We start from the raw sequence: 16,569 nt of genomic DNA on the forward strand, positions 1-16,569 counted from the left end.
GATGAGGAGGCTCGACAGAATCCACATTCCCGAAAAGCCCCTCGACGTGCTGTGTCAGCACGTGGTCGGGATGGCCATTGAAAGAAGGTGGAAGGTGGATGAGGCCCTCAAACTGATCAGGAGATCGTACCCCTACAGGAATCTGACTGAAGACGAGTTCCTGTCGGTTCTGAGGTACCTCGCTGGAATGTACTCCGAGCTGGAGGAGAAGAGGGTTTACGGAAAAATCTGGTTCGATGAGGAGTCGATGGAGTTCGGCAGAAGGGGAAAGATGGTAAGGCCAATATACTACCTGAACACCGGCACGATTCCGGACGAGGTGGCGATCTCTGTAGTCACAAAGGATGGGAGGATGGTGGGGAAGGTCGAGGAGGAGTTTGCGGAGAGGCTCGTGAGGGGAGACATCTTCGTGCTCGCTGGGAGGACGTACAGGTTCGTCAGATCGAGAGGAATGAAAATCGTCGTTGAGGAAGTAAGGGATGAGAAGCCAACGGTTCCGAGCTGGTTCTCAGAGCAGCTTCCTCTGAGCTACGATCTCGCGCTGAGGGTGCAGGAGTTCAGGAGAGAGATGGAAAGGAGGCTGGAAGATGGTTCGGCACTCGAGTGGCTTATGACGGAGTTTCCAATAGACAGAAACGCGGCTGAGTCAATAGTCGAGTACTTCGACGAACAGAGGAGGTTCAGCGCGATCCCCCACTCCGAAAGGCTGGTCGTTGAGGTGCTGGAGGAGGACAGGAACTACTACTTCTTCCACACACTCGTCGGAAGGAGGGCAAACAATGCGATAGCGAGAGTCTTTGCCTACAGAGCCGGCAGGATGAAGAGGTGCAACGTTCAGTTCACGGTAAACGACAACGGCTTCGTTCTCGTGCTGCCGAAGAACAGGACGCTGAATGTGGACGAGGTCGAATCGCTTTTTGACGCTGCCAGCTTTCGCGACGACCTGATCGAGTCTCTCGTGAAAACCGAGATTCTCAGGAGGAGGTTCAGGCACGTCGCGGTCAGGAGTTTCATGATACTCCGGAACTATCTCGGAAGGGAGAAGAGCGTGTGGAGGCAGCAGCTGAGTGCGGATACGCTGCTCAAGCTCCTGCTGAAGAACTTCGGAAGGGAATTTCCGGTGATAAGGGAAACATTCAGGGAAATAATGGAGGACGCGATGGACATCTCGAATGCGATTGAATTCGTTTCGAGCGTGGGGAGGGGGGTCGAGTTCGAGGTGACGAGGGTTCCGTACCCGAGCCCGTTCGGGCTGAACCTCTACGTGATGGGGGACGAGGACGTTGTGCTGATGGAGGACAGAAGGAAGGTTTTGAGAGAGCTGCACCAGAAAATTCTGAGCTACCTGTCAGCCCAGTCCTAACTCTTCACCCCGTACTTGGCCCAGATGGCGCATGTGCCCTCGAAGCTCACCATGCACGGCCCTATCGGGTTCCTGGGGGTGCATGCCGTCATGAACAGCCTGCAGTCTTCTGGAGTTATCAGGCCCTTCAGCACCTCCCCGCACCTGCAGTGCCTCTTTCTCCTGTCCTCCTTCGGAGTGAAGTCCTCGAACACGTCCTCGAAAACCTTTTCAGCGTCTTTGTGCTCGAACTCCTTTCTTATCCTCGCCCCTGTTTCCGGTATGGTTCCCAGCCCCCTCCACTCTCCATTGCTGGCTTCGAAGACCTCCTCCATAACTCTCTGCGCGTTCACGTTCCCCTCGTACCTGACGGCCCTGGTGTACTCGTTGTATATCCAGGGTTTGCCCTCGTTTATGGCCTTGACGAGCATGTAGACTGCAAGCAACACGTCGTGCGGCTCAAAACCGGCGATGGCCATGGGAATGCCGTATTTCAGGAACCTCTCATACGCCTTCACACCCACTATGGTCGAAACGTGTCCCGGGCAGATGAAGCCGTCTATCTTCAGCTCCCCCTGAATGATGGCCTCCATTGCTGGAATGAAGTATCTGTGGGCAGAGTACACGTAAAAGTTCTCGGGCGAGTCCTTCACCGCAACGGCGATGGAAGGCATCGTGGTTTCAAACCCTATCCCGAAAAAGACCACGTCTTTGTCAGTTTTTTCGGCAATCTCCACAGCATCAAACACGCTGTAAACCACCCTGACGTCCTTTCCTCTGCTCCTGTAGTAGAAGAGGCTCCTGTCCTCAAAAGGTACTCTGGCCATGTCCCCGAATGTGGTCAGAATCACGTCCCTCTTCTCAATAAGGTGAAAGATCTTCTGCAGGTCGGTGTCGGGGATTATGCAGACAGGACATCCCGGACCTGCAAGCAATCTGACGTTCGATGGAATGACGCTCCTCAGGTTGTACTTAGAGATCGTGTCCTCGTGAGTTCCGCACAGGTGCATCAGCGTTACATCTCTTCCCTCGCTGATCTCCTCAATTTTTTTGACTACTCTTCCAATATTTTCTGCCATAGGCTTTCAATCTCCTCTACCTCTTTCCTGCTCACCTTCTGTATCGCCAGCCCGACGTGTATGAGCACGTAATCTCCCGGTTTGACGTCATCGAGCAGGTCAATTCTAACCTTTCTCCGAGCACCCTTAAGGTCTACAACTGCGTATGGCCAGTCAACGTCAACAATCTCAGCCGGAATTGCCAGACACATTCAGAACACCTCTCAGAAATTCGATCCACTCGTCAAATCCAATTCCCTTCTTCAGGTCCATCCTTATTATCCTCGCCTCAGGATTCAGCTTCCTCGCGTCTCTCACCATCTTCTCTACATCGGCCTCCACGAACTCCGCGAGGGCAACCTTGTTTATTATTATCACGTCTGCGAGCCTGAAGATCTCAGGGTGCTTCTCAATCACGTCGTCACCCTCTGTAACGCTGACCATGACCACCCTGTAATCCTCGCCGAGATCAAAATCGACCGGGCAGATGAGATTGCCCACATTCTCGATCAGAATCAGGTCAACGTCCCTGAACTTCTGAATGCTGTGGTGAATGAGGTGGGCGTCGAGGTGGCACTCCTTGCCGGTGTTAATCGCCTCCGCCCTCACGTCGTGCCTGGCAACCCTGTCGTAGTCAGCCCTGCAGACAACGTCTCCGAGGATGACTCCTATCCTGACGTCCTTCATTTCCTCCACGGTTCTCTCGATGAGCAGGGTCTTCCCCGAACCTATCGCACCCATGACGTTCACGGCCTTTATTCCATGCCTTTTCAGAAACTCTCTGTTCTCTCTCGCAAGCCTCTTGTTTTCGCTCAGGAGGTCTACCTCCGCGTCAACCTCAATCCTGTGCATCCTCCACCTCCATAACGAGACTCTTGAGAATCATTTCCTTCCCACCATCAACGCTGACGAAACCCCCGCACTCACACACTCCAAGTGGTGAGTCGTAACTCCTTCCGCACTTTATGCACCTTATGCTGGCTTTTGAGAACTCTATCTCTATTTCGGCGTTCTCCATTGGTGTGTCCCTGCTTATCGCGCTCAGACAGAACCTGAGCTGTTCCGGGTTGATCAGGAGAAGCTCGCCTATAACCAGGTGAACCTTCTTCACCTCTCTGGCCCCGTTTCTCTCGGCTATTTTCAGGACATTCTCCAGTATCGCCTCTGCGTAACTCATCTCGTGCATCTTCAGCACATGGATGAATAAGAGTAATATAACCCTTTTGTGCTCGGTGATTGTGTACCGCATCACCGTGACCGGAAGGGTCCAGGGAGTCGGCTTTCGACCCTTCGTTTACCGGCTGGCCAGGTCCATGGGCCTCAAAGGGTACGTGAAGAACGTTGGTGACGGAACGGTTGAAATTGTCATCGACAGGGACCCTGACAGATTTCTGGAGGCCATGAAGCTTAGAAAGCCCAAGATGGCTGTCATCGAGAGTGCTGTGGTTGAGAGACTACCAGTCTCTGAAGGATTCAGCGACTTCGTAATTGTGAGGAGTGGAGGCAAATCCGGGCTCTTCTCTCTACCTCCTCCGGACTTCGCGGTTTGTGAGAGGTGCTCTGAGGAGGTGTTCGATCCCGGGAACAGGAGGTACATGTATCCGTTCACGACATGCACCGACTGCGGGCAGAGGTTCAGCGTTTCGTTCAGGCTTCCTTTTGACAGGGAAAACACAACCATGGTAGACTTCCCGCTCTGCGAAGACTGCAGGAGAGAGTACGAGGATCCGGAAGACAGGAGGTACTACGCCCAGTCGATAGCATGCCCGAAATGCGGGCCCAAATACGAGCTTCACCCTTTTAACCTCACCGGTGTCGACGCGATAAGGCGCGCGGCGGAAGTTCTCGACTCAGGTGGCATCGTCGCTATCAAGGGCATTGGAGGATACCACATAGCATGTCTGACTGACGACGGGGTTGTGGAGAGGCTGAGGATGCTTCTCAGGAGACCTCAGCAGCCTTTCGCGGTTATGGTGAGGGACATCGAGGCCGCTGAAAGGTACGCTGAAGTTGGAGGGATCGAGAGGGAGGAGCTGGAGAGCTACGTCAGGCCGATCGTTGTGCTGAAGAAGAGGGCTGAGCTCTTTCAGGTGGCCCCGCACCTCGACACAGTTGGTATCATGCTCCCGTACACAGCGCTGCACATAATCCTGTTCTCATTTCTCGAGTCAGACGCGCTCGTCATGACCTCGGCCAACCTTCCGGGAGAGCCAATGGCCACAGAGTGGCCTGAGGTGGATTGTGACGCGATCCTTCACCACAACATGAGGATACACAACAGGGTCGACGACTCTGTCGTCAAGGTCGTCAACGGAAAGAGGATGATCATAAGACGGTCACGGGGTTTCGTGCCGGTGCCCGTGAGAGTTGACGTAGATGGCCAGGCGATAGCCCTCGGTGCTGAGCTGTACAACTCAATAACGCTGCTCAGGGACGGTAAGGTCATACCCTCTCAGTACATCGGCAACACGTCTAACTTCAGGACATTCAACGAGTTCTTCAAGAGAGCAGTTGACTTCTGGATGAGGTACCTCGAGGTGAAACCAGGGTACGTGGTTCACGACCTGCACCCCCTTTACAACACGTCCAGATATGCTGAGGAGCTCTCGGAGAGGCTCGGTGTGGAGAGGGTGGCGGTGCAGCACCACCTCGCTCACGCCCTGTCGGTAATGGCAGAGAGGAAGATCGACGAGGCAATCGCAATCACGGTTGACGGGGCCGGATACGGTGCAGACGGAACAATCTGGGGTGGAGAGGTTCTGCACGTTAATCTCAAAGAGCGCACGTTTGAGCGGGTGGCGAGGATGGAGAGGGTGAAGCTCCTTGGCGGGGATCTCGCGACGAATTATCCTCTGAGGATACTTTTTTCGATAATCTACTCTCACGAGGGTAGCTGGGAGCTCCTCGAAAGGTATTCTCCATACCTGCGGGAGAATGAGAGCTTCGAGATCCTCGAAACCCAGTACAGGAAGAACATAGGCGTCTCTCTCGCATCTTCAGCCGGAAGGTACATGGATGCGATCTCGGCTATGCTGGAGGTGTGCTTTGAGAGAACGTACGAGGGAGAGCCAGCGATGAAGGTTGAGGGCGTGGCGAGGAAGGCAGATCAGGTGTATGAGTGCGAGATGGCTGACAGATTCGAGCCGAGCAGGTTCACGTTCGATGGGAGGGAGGAGGGGAAGGGACACGTGATGGTGATCGAATATGGTCACGTTTTCGCCGACTCCCTCAGAAGGTACCTCGCGGGAGAAGACAGGGGCAGGATAGCCTGGAGGCTGATAGACTACCTCGCGATGTGCTCCGCGGAGGTGGTTGGGGGATACGACCTGCCTGTGGTTCTGAGTGGGGGTGTGGCGTTTAACAGTCACTTCTCTCGGTCTCTTTCCAGTCGTGTGGACTACGTGACGAACGAGCTCGTCCCAGCCGGAGACAACGGGATTTCCCTCGGGCAGGTTTACGCTCTCAAATATCTGGAGGTGATGGAATGATCAGGAGGGAGGATGGTGCCGGAGGAAAGTACATGACCGAGTTCCTCAAAAAGAGGGTGTTTTCCAGGCTCGATGCGAGGGTAGGGGAGATTTCCCTCTCCGAAATGGAGGATTCCGCTGATTTTGACGATAACTACCTCCTCACCACGGACAGCTACACAGCACACCCGCCCGTGTTCAGGGGGGGGAGCATAGGCAGCCTCGCGGTGTGCGGAACGTCAAACGATCTGGCCGTGATGGGTGCAGAGCCCGCGTTCATGTCCCTCGCCCTGATAATCCAGGAGGGATTCGATGATGAGGTGTTCGAGAGGATAATGAGCGACGTCAGTCACTGGGTGGAGGAGATCGGGCTCAGGGTTATAACTGGAGATACGAAAGTAGTGGAGATGAACGCGGGCATTTTCATCAACACCACTGGGATAGGAGTGAGGAACGACGCCCTCGAGAAAAATCTCGAGGTTCTGAGGGAGTACAGGGAGTACCCGTACAGGTGGATCAGGGACAGGGGGCTGAGGGAAGGAGACGCTGTAATAGTCAGCGGAAACATAGCCGAGCACGGTCTCGCGATGCTGCTCGAGAGGGAGGACTTGGGCTTTGATGTCGATGTGGAGAGCGACGTCCGGCCGGTATGGTTTGCTGTCAGGTCTGCGATGGAAGAGGTTGGAGGGATATCCGCGATGAAGGACCCAACGAGGGGGGGTATAGCCGAGGCGTTGAACGAGATTGCGGAGAAGAGCGGGGTCGGAATACTCGTGGAGGAGGAACGCATCCCCATCAGAGAGGACGTGAGGGGGGTTTGTGATGCGCTCGGCCTTGACCCCTACTCGATGGCGAACGAGGGTAAGGTGGTCATGGGCGTGGAGGGCGAGCTTGCGGAGGATGTGCTCAGGGTCCTCAGGAAGTTCGACAGGAACGCCGAGATAATCGGCTACGCTACAGGGGAGTTCAGCGAAGTGGTTGTGAAGACGAGGATCGGCACGACCAAGGTACTCCCATGGCCAACCGTCGATCCGATACCGAGGGTCTGCTGACAGTAATTTTTTATCCTCCCGGTCATGAGTCATGGCGATGATAGCATCTGCCCCCGGCAAGGTGATTGTCTTCGGAGAGCACTCGGTCGTTTACGGCAAGCACGCCGTTGTGTCGGCAATAAACCTCAGGTGTTACGTGAGGGCCGAGAAGTCGAGAGGTGTGAGGATCTCCTCCTCCTTCGGAGTGACCGGTTACGACTTTTCTGGAAGGCACGCCTACATCTCTCACGCGATCAGAAGGTTCTCCGACCTGTGCAGGTTTGATGGAGTAAGCATCGAGGTTAGGAGCGAAATTCCTCCTGCAAGCGGTCTGGGGAGTTCCGCGGCAGTCACGGTGGCGACCATCGAAGCTCTCAACGCCGAGTTTGAGGCTGGGCTGGATAGAGAGGGAGTCTTCGACCTCGCCAGGAAGGTCGAGCTTGACGTTCAGGGCATAGGGAGTGGTACCGATCCGTTCGTATCAACCTTCGGCGGGAGCTGGGTGATGCCTGAGAGAAGGCGATTTCACACGGATCTCGAGTTCTTCGTCATCGACAGCGGGCAGACCTCAATCACGTCGGATATGGTGAGGAAGGTGAGGGGGCTGAAGGAAAAGTATCCGGACGTGATCGATCGGGTTCTCGAGGCGATGGACGCGATAGCGGTAAGGGGGGCGAGGGCGCTTGAGGAGAACGACATTGAGGAGGTTTCGAGGCTTTTCAGGATTAATCAGAGTCTGCTGAGGGCCATCGGCGTTAGCACGCCGGAAATAGACAGAATCGTGGCGGAGGTGGAGGAAGCTGGATTTTCCGCCAAGATAACGGGTGCAGGTGGCGGCGGCTTTATCCTCGCAACCGGAAGTGGTGGGATGAAGATTGGCCTTTCTGCGGAGGGGGTAAGGGTTGAAGATTCTGAAAATTGGTGGAGCGCTGATAACTGACAAGTCTGTGGATGCGTTCGAGGTGGCAAGGGAGGACATGATCGAGTTCGTATCTGCCCAGATTCACGGCGAGATCGTACTCGTCCACGGAGTCGGGAGCTTCGGACACCCTCACGTGAGGAGGTACGGTCTAACTCCCGAGGGGGTTTCGAGAACCCACCACGCCTGCCTTAGACTCAATTCCATGGTCTGCGATAGCCTGATAAGGGCCGGTAAAAATCCCGTTCCCGTGCACCCCATGGAGTTCTTCCTGAATCCCGACTTCGACTTTCTGAGGACTCTGCTCGACGAGGGCTTTGTCCCGGTGATGCACGGAGATGTGGTCTATGAAAACGGAAAGTTCAGGGTTATGAGTGGAGACGAGGTCGTGAGAGTTCTGGCAGAGAATCTAAAGCCAGACGCAGTGGGATTTGCCACCGACACTGCGATAGTGGTGGACGGGAAAGCGATAAGGGTTGTGGACAGCAGCAACATCGAAAAGGTTCGCAGCGCGGTGAGGTCTGCGAGTGGCAAGGAGGACGTTACCGGCGGTATGAAGGGCAAACTCGAGGAAATTCTCAGAATTGCGAGGTTCTGTGACGTTTACGTGTTCGACGGCTCGGAGGAAGGGGTGATAAGGAGGTTTCTCTCCGGAGAGCATGTTGGCACGAAGGTGGCAAAGGTTTTTTAACATCTAAATCACCTCTTTAACATGGTAAACGAGATTGTGATTGGATTAGTGGCCGTAGTTCTGCTGTTCCTGATCTCGGGGCTGAAGATAGTCAAGGAGTACGAGAGGGGAGTTATCTTCAGGCTCGGAAGGCTTGTGGGTGCGAGGGGACCTGGACTGTTCTTCGTCATACCCCTGCTTGAAAACATGCAGGTCGTCGATCTAAGAACTGTAACCTACGACGTTCCCTCGCAGGAAGTCGTGACGAGGGACAATGTGACGGTGAGGGTTAACGCGGTTGTCTACTACAGGGTTGTGGATCCAGAAAAGGCTGTAACCGAGGTCTTCGACTTCAGGTTCGCTACTGCTCAAATCGCCCAGACAACTCTGAGGAGCGTCATAGGTCAGGCAGATCTGGATGAGCTCCTTTCCGAAAGGGACAAGCTGAACGTGAGGCTTCAGGAGATCATAGATGAGGCCACGAACCCCTGGGGAATAAAGGTCTCTGCAGTGGAGATAAAGGACGTTGAGCTACCAAAGGAGATGCAGCGGGCAATGGCGATGCAGGCTGAGGCGGAGAGGGAGAGGAGAGCCAAGGTTATAAGGGCAGACGGTGAGTACCAGGCGGCAATGAAGCTGAAGGAAGCGGCGGAAATACTCGCGCAGAGCAGAAACGCGCTCATGCTCAGGATACTCCAGACCATGAGCGAGGTCTCAAACACGCAGAACACCACAGTCATCTTCCCTGTACCCATGGAGATCCTCGAGTACTTCTCCAGGAGTAACCGGGACGGGGAGGAGTGATCCTCCCACATTTTTTATCGCAGCCAAAAAAAATTGAAGGAATTCCGGCGTTATTCCTCCAGCACGTGTTTTTCGGGAACGTAGCAGTACATGACGCCCTCCAGCACGACCCTGTTGGTTGTTGCCTTCACCTCGACCCTGTACTTCCTCCCCTGATTTTCGACCACCCTTCCCTCTGCCGTGACGGTTTCGCCCGCCCTCACAGGGTTCGTGAACCTCACGTCTGCTCTGTAAAGCACCACGTTGGGGTGATTGACTGCAAGCATCGCCGCGTAATCTGCTGCACCAAAAGTGAATCCCCCGTGCACGAGTCCCAGCTCGTCAACAGCCATTCTCTCCGTGGTTCTGAGTGTGACCTTCGCGTAACTCTCCTCCAGCTCAACTACCTCTCCGACCAGTTCCCTGTCTGCAAGCCGGTGCGTTCTGACCTCCATGATTTGACTGAGTTTTACTCAGATATTTTCTTTTTCATGTTGTCTGTGAAAACGAGGAACGCCGGCACCACCGTGAGCGCTGCGGTGAGGCTGAGGAGTATCGCCATGAGGCTGACCACACCGAAGTCGGACATTATGGGGAACGGCGAGACGAGCATCGCCGCAAAGCCCCCTGCCATGGTGAGCCCTGAGGTGAGTATGGGCTTTCCGATGTTGGTCACCGTGATCTCTACGGCTTTTTCCGGAGCATGCCCCCTCCTCCTCTCCTCAAAGTACCTCTCCATGACGTGTATAGAGAAGTCGATTCCGAGACCTATGGTCAGGGAGTTGAGGCTTGCAGTCACGAGGGTCCTCGAGTATCCGAGGAGGTACATCAGCCCTCCGTTGACGAGAATCACGACCGTTATGGGTATTATTGGCACTATCGCTTTTTTGGGGCTTCTGTACACGAAGAGCAGCAGGACGAAAACGAGGGCGAAGCTTGCGAGCGTCATCCTGTTCTGCCCGTTGACGATGAGGTCAGCGACGAACATCTTCAGCACCACATCTCCCGTCAGGAAGAACTGGCTGTCACTTCCGTAGAACTTTATCTCCCTCTTCACCCTTTCGTAGAGGTCCTTGAACTCGAGCCAGTCCATTGGTGCGACGGTGAAGTATATGGCGTAGCTCGATCCGGAAACGTATCTGCCCACCCTGTCCTCACCAAGCCTGTCGAGGTCCTTTTCAAGCTGGTAATCGCTGTCGGGGATTCCACCGAACTGCATCTTCAGTATCTTGCCGAGAGACGAGTAGTCGATTATGCTCTGCTCCGAGCCGAGGACGTAGTTCGCGAGGTCCTCGAACCTCTTTACTGTTTCTGGCTCGAAGGAGTCTATCTGGAACACCGCGATTATCCTGTCCTGACTCCCTACGAGGCTCTGCAGCTCGTTGAACTTCCTCATCGCAGGCAGGTCCTGGGGGACGTACTTCATGAAGTCTGTTTGAAGTGGAACCTTGCTGTATCCGAAGTAGCTGGCCGAGGTTATGATGAGGGTTGCCAGGAGCACGGTCCTGTAGTGCCTGGCCGAGAGCAGCGAGGCAGCGTCGAGAACTCTTTCCGTTAGCGAAATCTTTCCTTCCTCTCGTTCCTTTCTCTCCTTTCTGTCTGTCGTAAGCATTATTGCCGGTAGCAGTGTTATGCTCAGCAGGTACGCTATGACCAGTCCGATGGCCGAGACTATCCCGAACCACCCGAGTGCAGGCACGCCGGAGAACACCATCGAGAGAAAACCTATCACCGTGGTTATCATCGCAAGGGATAGCGCGAGACCAACGCTCTTTATTGACGTTACTGACGCCTGAACAACGCCGACGCCCTTTCTCCTCTCCTCCTCGTACCTTCCCATGAACTGGGCCGCGTACTCTATGCTGAGCCCTATGAGTATCGGCGCAATCCCGTTCGTGACCTCTGTCAGCGGAATTCCGAGCAGCGGCATCAGCCCAAATGCGATCGTTGCCGTCAGGATCGAGATCAGCAGGGGGAGGAAGAGGTACCTCTTCTGCTCGACGACACCTCTGAAAACCACCGCGAGCGTTATGACCATCAGGATTACTGCAACTCCACCCATCAGCCTCATGCTCTCTCCGATGCTCTGGTCTATCTGGTACCTTATCATGGGGTTGCCGGTGGCCTCGACCACAACTCCCGGGGGTGGCGTGAGCTGCTCGATCCTCTTCTCCACCTCCATTGCTATGTGCTCGTACCTGCTCTCGTCGGCCGTGACCTCGAACTCCATCAGCATCAGGGACTTTTTGGGTATGTAGTACCCTCCGTACTCGTAGGCGAGCTGTTTGAGCACGTTCTCGTCGGACGGGAGGTACCCGAGTATGTTCACCACCGTGTGGGCTGGCGACTTCACCCTGCCTATTCCGTCCACCTTGGAAATCTCCCTTCCGAGCTTCAGTGCGTATTCGAAGGTTTCGTAGTTGACGACATCATCTCCTTTGATGAAGACGTATATGCTCGCAACACTCCCACCGAACTTTTTCGAGAACAGGGTGTACTGCTGGTACTCCTTGTAGTCCTTGCTGAAGTACGTTTCGTATCCCTGGTTCATCTGGATGTTCTGGGTGTTGTAGCCCGCGAGGAGGAACGCAATTACGACTGCGATAATTATGGCGTACCTACCTCTGACTACAAAAGAAGAAATGAGGTCGAACGCCCTCATCTTCTCATCCAGTATGCTGCGAGAAGGATCGAAACTGCAGCCAGCACGACTCCGGCGGAGGGTATCGTTTTCTGACTCTCCGTGACGTCAATTGGGAGCTTCACCGGGTCGCTGATAACCCATTCTCCGTTAAAGTCTCTGTACTTGATCTCGAGGTTAAGTGCGTAGCTCTTTGGAGTAGCGTCTCTGTCCGCCTTTATCCTGAATGAGACCTCCTTCTCCTCTCTGGGCCTGAGCTCACCTATGTATGATGAGTCGTCGGTGGTTGAGAACGGATCCACGACGGTGATCCTGGCGGTGGCGTCCTTTATGCTGACCTCACCGGCGTTTTTGATCCTGACTGTGATTACCCTCTCATCTCCCGCGGGAATCTCTCCCTTCCCTATGACCTCGAATCTTATCTTCTTGCCGACCTTTATGCCGATGTCAAAGCTCTCCTCCACTTCCTTCCCGTTCACGTCGTAGTATATCTTCAGCTTTGCCGGATAGACAGTGTTCTCGGCATCTCCACTCGCCTTCACCCTGAACCTCAGCACCGCGCTGCTCACATCTCCGGCGAAGTACTCCTCGGACAGTGCCGTCAGGGGTGGCTTAGTCTCAAGCCTCGCCCTGAGGGAATGCAGAATCTCGCTGGCGTTTATCCTGATCTCGACATCGCCCTTGCTTCCAGCGTAAACACTCGAATTGACGCCTATCACATTGATTTCTGGCTTATCTCTCACACTCACGCCAAACGCCCTGGCAGGGGTTTGCTTCACCTCTCCGTTAAGCGTGTAAACTCCGTATATCTGGAAGGGGTAGTACCCACCCTCGTCCGTGTTCACGTCAACGGAGAAGCTCACGGTTACGTTATCTCCCGGTGAAAGCTCTCCCACGTAAACCGTGCCCTGTGACATCAACACCTGGAGCTGCGGGGGCAGACTGAGCCTGACGTCCTGCAGTCCAAGCGTCGAGAGCTGAGGGTTTTGATATGCGATGCTCTGCAGAGCCTTTGTGTAATCTTCAAGGCTTACCTGCTGCAGTCCCTCTGCCCGGAATCCCGATGGTGTCGTCAGTATCAGGAACAGATTCTCGGCCCTGCTCCGGCCGTCGTTTTTCACCGTCACAGTAATCTTCCCCTTTCCTCCTGCAACCAGGTCGGACTGAACCTCTGTGACGTTGAGCAAAACGTCCGGTTTTTCAACGACGATTTTCAGTCTTATGGTTTGCTCTTTTTCGTCGTACGTGAATTTCAGGTAGTCGAGGTAGTAAAGAGTCTGGTTATCCAGAATCTGCTCTTTTGAAACTGGAAGTGTGGGACTTATGCTCAGGTTGTAGTAGTAAACTGTTCTTGAGGGGAAAGGTATGACGGATGTTTGAGAGATTATGCTGACATCGTCGACAACTTCGTAACTTATGTTGAGCGTCAGCTCGTACTCTCCAGCCCTGACGTCTCTCGCGTCAATTACCACCGGGATCTGAACAGGCTGGAAGGCTGGTAGTGCTGGAAAGAACATCTCCGGAGTTTTCACTTTAAGTCCGTCACTCTCAAATCTAACCGAGACGTTGTATGCCGTTGTCAGCATCTCTGGTTTCTTTGAGATTATGTTGTACTCCTCGATGCTGTCGTAGCTCTGCTTCCAGAGCCTCGCGCTGTTCTGGAGCACCACAATAACCGTGCTCTCCTGCCCTGCGTCAATGTGGTTGCTCTGAGCAATATATGCGGTGAAGTAGGGTTTATCCTCGTAGCTGAGCGCAGACGAAACTCCCATAAGCATGGTTGCTGCAATCAGGAGCATAATAACCCGTCTCATGGTGACCACCTGTCGTAGCGGTAGCTACAAAAGTTATATAAATATTGCGGGATTAGGAGGTGATGGTATGGATCGGATAGTGGAGGTGCTGAGAGACTTCAGGTTTTCCGACTACGAGATCCGCGTGCTGCTCGCCCTTGTGATGGAGGGAGAGATGTCGGCCTCTGAGCTCGCGGAGAAAAGTGGGGTGCCAAGAACCTCCGTCTACGAGGTTGTGAGAAGTCTCGAGAGCAAGGGGTTCGTGGAGTCCTTCGGCAAGCCTCTGAAGTTCAGGGCCCTGTCTGCTGAGAGGCTGGTCGAGCTTTTCTCACTCAAAATCCGGGAAAAGATGCAGGTTCTGAGCGAGGGACTCAGGGAACTGGAGAAGCACAGCAGGAAGGAGGTTGTTGAGTTTTACAGGGGAGACGTGGCGTACCAGGTCATCGAGGAGTTTTTCAGGAACTCTGCGTGCGTGGAGGTGTATGCGATCTCTCTCAACGAGTATCTGAAGAAGGTGGTGGAGAGGCACGGTGACAGGGTTAAGGTCTTCCTCTCCGGAAAGAGTGAGGTCGTCCACGGGATAGCGTTCTCAGGACAGGAAGTCCTGATCTTTACCGTGAGAAACGGTGAGCCGCACGTGATGCTCGGCTCGGGCGAGTTTGCAGGATTCTACAGGGAAATGGTGGAGGCATTCAAAAAGAAAGTGGGTGAAGGGGAAGCTGACATCTAACCAGCTTCCAGCAGCTCTATTCCGTCGTCAGTCAGCTTCAGCTTGCCCTCTTCCTCGACAACGAATCCCTATCTTATAAGCCAGTCGAGGTTGAACTTGAGCTGAAAATCCGTCAGGTTGAGCTCGCTTTTCAGCTCCTCCCTGCTTTTGCCGTGAATTCCTATTGCCGCAACTATCTGCCTCCTTATCGGACTCATAGATGCCTTGAAGAGCTTCTCGTGATGCTCCCTATTTCTCTCCTTCTTTCTCTCTGCCATCTCTTACCACCTCAGCTGTATTCTGAAGGGAATTCCTTCATAATAATTTTTTCGAATTTTTCTGTTCACCTGCAAAACTGCTCGCCTATTATCCTGTCCAGTATCCTCAGAAACTCCTCCTCACTCCCCTTCGGAATCGTCGCTCCTGCGGCTATGCTGTGCCCCCCGCCTTTCCCGCCAACCCTTTCGGCGGCAACCCTGATCGCCTGTGCCAAGTGCACCCCTCTCTCCACGAGGCTCTTCGTGGCCCTCGCTGACACCTTCACACCATCCTCGTTCTCTGCAAACGCTATTATCGGCTTGTTCCTGTTTGCGAATGAGTAGCTCATGCCCGCGACTATCCCGACTATCGTGTCCAGTATCTTCTTGCCTGCGTGGAAGTACTGTATGTTCTGCATTTCCTCTATACCGATCTCGTCGACCAGCTTCAACCCCTCGCTCAGGTTCCTCCTGTGGCTCTGCAGCAGCGACCTCGCTCTCGACAGGGCATTCTCCCTGTCCCCGAGGCACACGAGGAGCCCAACCTTCTCTTCCCCATACCTCGCCGTCGCGTTCAGCAGCGTGGAGAACTCCATCGCATCCCTGAGCTCGCTCCCCTCCTCCTCTTCCAGCAGGATGTACGTGTCTCCGACGATCCTCATTATCTGGCTGAACGACAGACCCCTGTCGATGAGGATCCTGACGATCTCCGAAACGACCCTCCTCTTTTCGTCCGGTGTCAGGTCGATCCACCTGAGCCATCTTTCACCGTCCTTAAGCCTGACGCCGAGGCCTCTGAGGAATTCTATCGCACCCCTCTCGCTACCGCTGACTCCTGGAATGTACGGGTCGAACGTGTATTCGAGCATCTTGTAAACGGGCCTCGTCTGCTTGCCGAAAAACCTGAGGTCTCTGACCACTTTAACGTATCCACTCCTCACAGCTTCGTCCACAATCTCTCTGTTCAGCCCGACGAGCCTTCCGTGGTTGCTGTCCTGCAGGTCTCCAACCGCTCCCACGATTGCTATCGCGGAGAGGTCGTAGTTCAGACCGAGAGTTCTTGCCAGGAGATAGGTGGTCGTTGCCCCGCTCAGCTCGTGACTGCCATCATAGCCAAAAATGTGGGGATTGAGCTGGTTTTCGGTGATTGTCTCCGGGACGTGATGGTCTGTGATTATGCATTCGATGCCTGCCCTCTCTATGGATTCAACCTGCCCGGATCCGAGGTCCGTGAACCAGACAAACGTGTTTCTGTCGGCGATTTTCTCGATTGCCTCGTCGTCAAGTGACTTCACAAATACAACGTCGTCAACGTCCTTGCCAGCTCTCTCCAAGCACCTGTAGGCTATCGCCCCTGACGTTATGCCGTCTGCGTCAATGTGAGTGACTATCGTAACCTCGTCGGCTCTTTTCAGAACCTGTGAGAGTTCTGAAGTCCTTCTGAGAATTTCTTTCACAGAAAAATGGTGGAGAAAAAAGAGTTAAATTTTTTGCTCAGAAGCTCATGCCGCCCATTCCGCCCATGTCGCCGCCTTCGTCGCCCTCGTCTTCCTTGCCCTTGCTGAGTTCCTTCGCTGCAATGACGTCGTCGATCCTGAGCAGCATGACCGCAACCTCTGTCGCGCTCTCGATGGCCTGCGTCTTGATCCTGAGCGGCTCGAGGACTCCAGCTTCCTTCATGTCCACGACCTTGCCGGTCTCGACATCAACGCCAGCGTACCTGTTGCCCTTCTCGTGCTCGGCCTTGAGATCCACAAGCACGTCAATCGGGTCGAGACCAGCGTTCTCGGCGAGCGTCTTGGGTATTATCTCCAGCGCAGCAGCGAAAGCCTCTGCGGCGAGCTGCTCTCTACCGCCAAGGCTCGGCGCCCACTCCTTGAGCCTCAGGGAGAGCTCGAT

The 16,569-nt window shown here is 54.4% G+C and carries 17 protein-coding genes; 7 read left to right on the forward strand and 10 right to left on the reverse strand.

The features are described from left to right. Positions 1-1,363 (forward strand): DEAD/DEAH box helicase family protein (locus ACXJJC_RS08225; RefSeq protein ID WP_503421146.1); only part of this gene is annotated, 1,363 nt, incomplete at its 5' end. Here ACXJJC_RS08225 and hypD read toward each other — a convergent pair. The 4 genes from hypD to hypA are packed head-to-tail and all read right to left on the reverse strand — an operon-like array spanning position 1,360 to position 3,586. After that, positions 1,360-2,421 (reverse strand): hydrogenase formation protein HypD, encoded by a 1,062-nt coding sequence (gene hypD, locus ACXJJC_RS08230; RefSeq protein ID WP_456370899.1) that lies wholly within the window; start codon positions 2,419-2,421, stop codon positions 1,360-1,362. The two genes, ACXJJC_RS08225 and hypD, sit on opposite strands and share 4 nt — an antisense overlap. Then, complete coding sequence (locus ACXJJC_RS08235) at positions 2,397-2,612, reverse strand: HypC/HybG/HupF family hydrogenase formation chaperone (protein WP_456370901.1); 216 nt, start codon at positions 2,610-2,612, stop codon at positions 2,397-2,399. The genes hypD and ACXJJC_RS08235 overlap by 25 nt, the downstream gene beginning before the upstream one ends. Then, on the reverse strand, positions 2,590-3,252 hold the full coding sequence (gene hypB / locus ACXJJC_RS08240; protein WP_456370903.1) for a hydrogenase nickel incorporation protein HypB: 663 nt from the start codon (positions 3,250-3,252) through the stop codon (positions 2,590-2,592). The genes ACXJJC_RS08235 and hypB overlap by 23 nt, the downstream gene beginning before the upstream one ends. After that, positions 3,239-3,586 carry a hydrogenase maturation nickel metallochaperone HypA gene (gene hypA, locus ACXJJC_RS08245; protein ID WP_456370905.1) on the reverse strand — a complete coding sequence of 116 codons (348 nt, stop codon included), beginning with the start codon at positions 3,584-3,586 and terminating at the stop codon, positions 3,239-3,241. The genes hypB and hypA overlap by 14 nt, the downstream gene beginning before the upstream one ends. Before the next feature lie 52 nt (positions 3,587-3,638). Between hypA and hypF the strand changes: the two genes are divergently transcribed. From hypF to ACXJJC_RS08270, 5 genes are read left to right on the forward strand one after another with little or no spacing between them, the layout of a single operon-like run. Then, positions 3,639-5,888, forward strand: coding sequence for a carbamoyltransferase HypF (hypF, locus tag ACXJJC_RS08250; protein ID WP_456370907.1), 2,250 nt, complete (start codon positions 3,639-3,641; stop codon positions 5,886-5,888). Further along, positions 5,885-6,919 carry a hydrogenase expression/formation protein HypE gene (hypE, locus tag ACXJJC_RS08255; protein ID WP_456370909.1) on the forward strand — a complete coding sequence of 345 codons (1,035 nt, stop codon included), beginning with the start codon at positions 5,885-5,887 and terminating at the stop codon, positions 6,917-6,919. Before hypF ends, hypE begins: the two co-directional genes overlap by 4 nt. 37 nt (positions 6,920-6,956) lie before the next feature. Next, on the forward strand, positions 6,957-7,838 hold the full coding sequence (gene mvk, locus ACXJJC_RS08260; protein WP_456370911.1) for a mevalonate kinase: 882 nt from the start codon (positions 6,957-6,959) through the stop codon (positions 7,836-7,838). Continuing rightward, on the forward strand, positions 7,801-8,508 hold the full coding sequence (locus ACXJJC_RS08265; RefSeq protein WP_456370912.1) for an isopentenyl phosphate kinase: 708 nt from the start codon (positions 7,801-7,803) through the stop codon (positions 8,506-8,508). Before mvk ends, ACXJJC_RS08265 begins: the two co-directional genes overlap by 38 nt. Before the next feature lie 21 nt (positions 8,509-8,529). Then, complete coding sequence (locus ACXJJC_RS08270) at positions 8,530-9,291, forward strand: slipin family protein (RefSeq protein ID WP_456370914.1); 762 nt, start codon at positions 8,530-8,532, stop codon at positions 9,289-9,291. 50 nt (positions 9,292-9,341) lie between these two features. Here ACXJJC_RS08270 and ACXJJC_RS08275 read toward each other — a convergent pair whose 3' ends face one another. From ACXJJC_RS08275 to ACXJJC_RS08285, 3 genes are read right to left on the reverse strand one after another with little or no spacing between them, the layout of a single operon-like run. Continuing rightward, on the reverse strand, positions 9,342-9,725 hold the full coding sequence (locus tag ACXJJC_RS08275; protein ID WP_456370915.1) for a hotdog fold thioesterase: 384 nt from the start codon (positions 9,723-9,725) through the stop codon (positions 9,342-9,344). Between the two features lie 14 nt (positions 9,726-9,739). Further along, positions 9,740-11,932 carry a hydrophobe/amphiphile efflux-3 (HAE3) family transporter gene (locus tag ACXJJC_RS08280; RefSeq protein WP_456370917.1) on the reverse strand — a complete coding sequence of 731 codons (2,193 nt, stop codon included), beginning with the start codon at positions 11,930-11,932 and terminating at the stop codon, positions 9,740-9,742. Next, the gene (locus tag ACXJJC_RS08285; protein ID WP_456370919.1) at positions 11,929-13,725 is read right to left on the reverse strand and encodes a COG1361 S-layer family protein; all 1,797 of its coding nucleotides are present in this window, start codon (positions 13,723-13,725) and stop codon (positions 11,929-11,931) included. Before ACXJJC_RS08285 ends, ACXJJC_RS08280 begins: the two co-directional genes overlap by 4 nt. A gap of 67 nt (positions 13,726-13,792) precedes the next feature. Between ACXJJC_RS08285 and ACXJJC_RS08290 the strand changes: the two genes are divergently transcribed. Beyond that, positions 13,793-14,434 carry a TrmB family transcriptional regulator gene (locus ACXJJC_RS08290; protein ID WP_456370921.1) on the forward strand — a complete coding sequence of 214 codons (642 nt, stop codon included), beginning with the start codon at positions 13,793-13,795 and terminating at the stop codon, positions 14,432-14,434. 68 nt (positions 14,435-14,502) lie between these two features. Here the strand turns inward: ACXJJC_RS08290 and ACXJJC_RS08295 are convergent, their stop codons facing one another. The 3 genes from ACXJJC_RS08295 to ACXJJC_RS08305 form a co-directional block, all read right to left on the reverse strand. Further along, complete coding sequence (locus tag ACXJJC_RS08295; protein WP_456370923.1) at positions 14,503-14,691, reverse strand: hypothetical protein; 189 nt, start codon at positions 14,689-14,691, stop codon at positions 14,503-14,505. A 65-nt stretch (positions 14,692-14,756) separates the two neighbouring features. Next, positions 14,757-16,127 carry a RecJ family nuclease gene (gene recJ, locus ACXJJC_RS08300; protein ID WP_456370925.1) on the reverse strand — a complete coding sequence of 457 codons (1,371 nt, stop codon included), beginning with the start codon at positions 16,125-16,127 and terminating at the stop codon, positions 14,757-14,759. Positions 16,128-16,164: 37 nt separating this feature from the next. Next, positions 16,165-16,569 (reverse strand): TCP-1/cpn60 chaperonin family protein (locus ACXJJC_RS08305; RefSeq protein ID WP_456370927.1); only part of this gene is annotated, 405 nt, incomplete at its 5' end.

The sequence above is a fragment of the Geoglobus sp. genome (genome assembly GCF_054018175.1).

What these genes read in the sequence shown, in the direction of transcription:
- hypE (WP_456370909.1), top strand. Translation starts at nt 5,885, where the DNA reads ATGATCAGGAGGGAGGATGGTGCCGGAGGAAAGTACATGACCGAGTTC.
- ACXJJC_RS08275 (WP_456370915.1), bottom strand. Translation starts at nt 9,725, where the DNA reads ATGGAGGTCAGAACGCACCGGCTTGCAGACAGGGAACTGGTCGGAGAG.
- ACXJJC_RS08280 (WP_456370917.1), bottom strand. Translation starts at nt 11,932, where the DNA reads ATGAGGGCGTTCGACCTCATTTCTTCTTTTGTAGTCAGAGGTAGGTAC.
- hypA (WP_456370905.1), bottom strand. Translation starts at nt 3,586, where the DNA reads ATGCACGAGATGAGTTACGCAGAGGCGATACTGGAGAATGTCCTGAAA.
- hypD (WP_456370899.1), bottom strand. Translation starts at nt 2,421, where the DNA reads ATGGCAGAAAATATTGGAAGAGTAGTCAAAAAAATTGAGGAGATCAGC.
- ACXJJC_RS08270 (WP_456370914.1), top strand. Translation starts at nt 8,530, where the DNA reads ATGGTAAACGAGATTGTGATTGGATTAGTGGCCGTAGTTCTGCTGTTC.
- ACXJJC_RS08295 (WP_456370923.1), bottom strand. Translation starts at nt 14,691, where the DNA reads ATGGCAGAGAGAAAGAAGGAGAGAAATAGGGAGCATCACGAGAAGCTC.
- mvk (WP_456370911.1), top strand. Translation starts at nt 6,957, where the DNA reads ATGATAGCATCTGCCCCCGGCAAGGTGATTGTCTTCGGAGAGCACTCG.
- ACXJJC_RS08290 (WP_456370921.1), top strand. Translation starts at nt 13,793, where the DNA reads ATGGATCGGATAGTGGAGGTGCTGAGAGACTTCAGGTTTTCCGACTAC.
- hypB (WP_456370903.1), bottom strand. Translation starts at nt 3,252, where the DNA reads ATGCACAGGATTGAGGTTGACGCGGAGGTAGACCTCCTGAGCGAAAAC.
- ACXJJC_RS08285 (WP_456370919.1), bottom strand. Translation starts at nt 13,725, where the DNA reads ATGAGACGGGTTATTATGCTCCTGATTGCAGCAACCATGCTTATGGGA.
- ACXJJC_RS08235 (WP_456370901.1), bottom strand. Translation starts at nt 2,612, where the DNA reads ATGTGTCTGGCAATTCCGGCTGAGATTGTTGACGTTGACTGGCCATAC.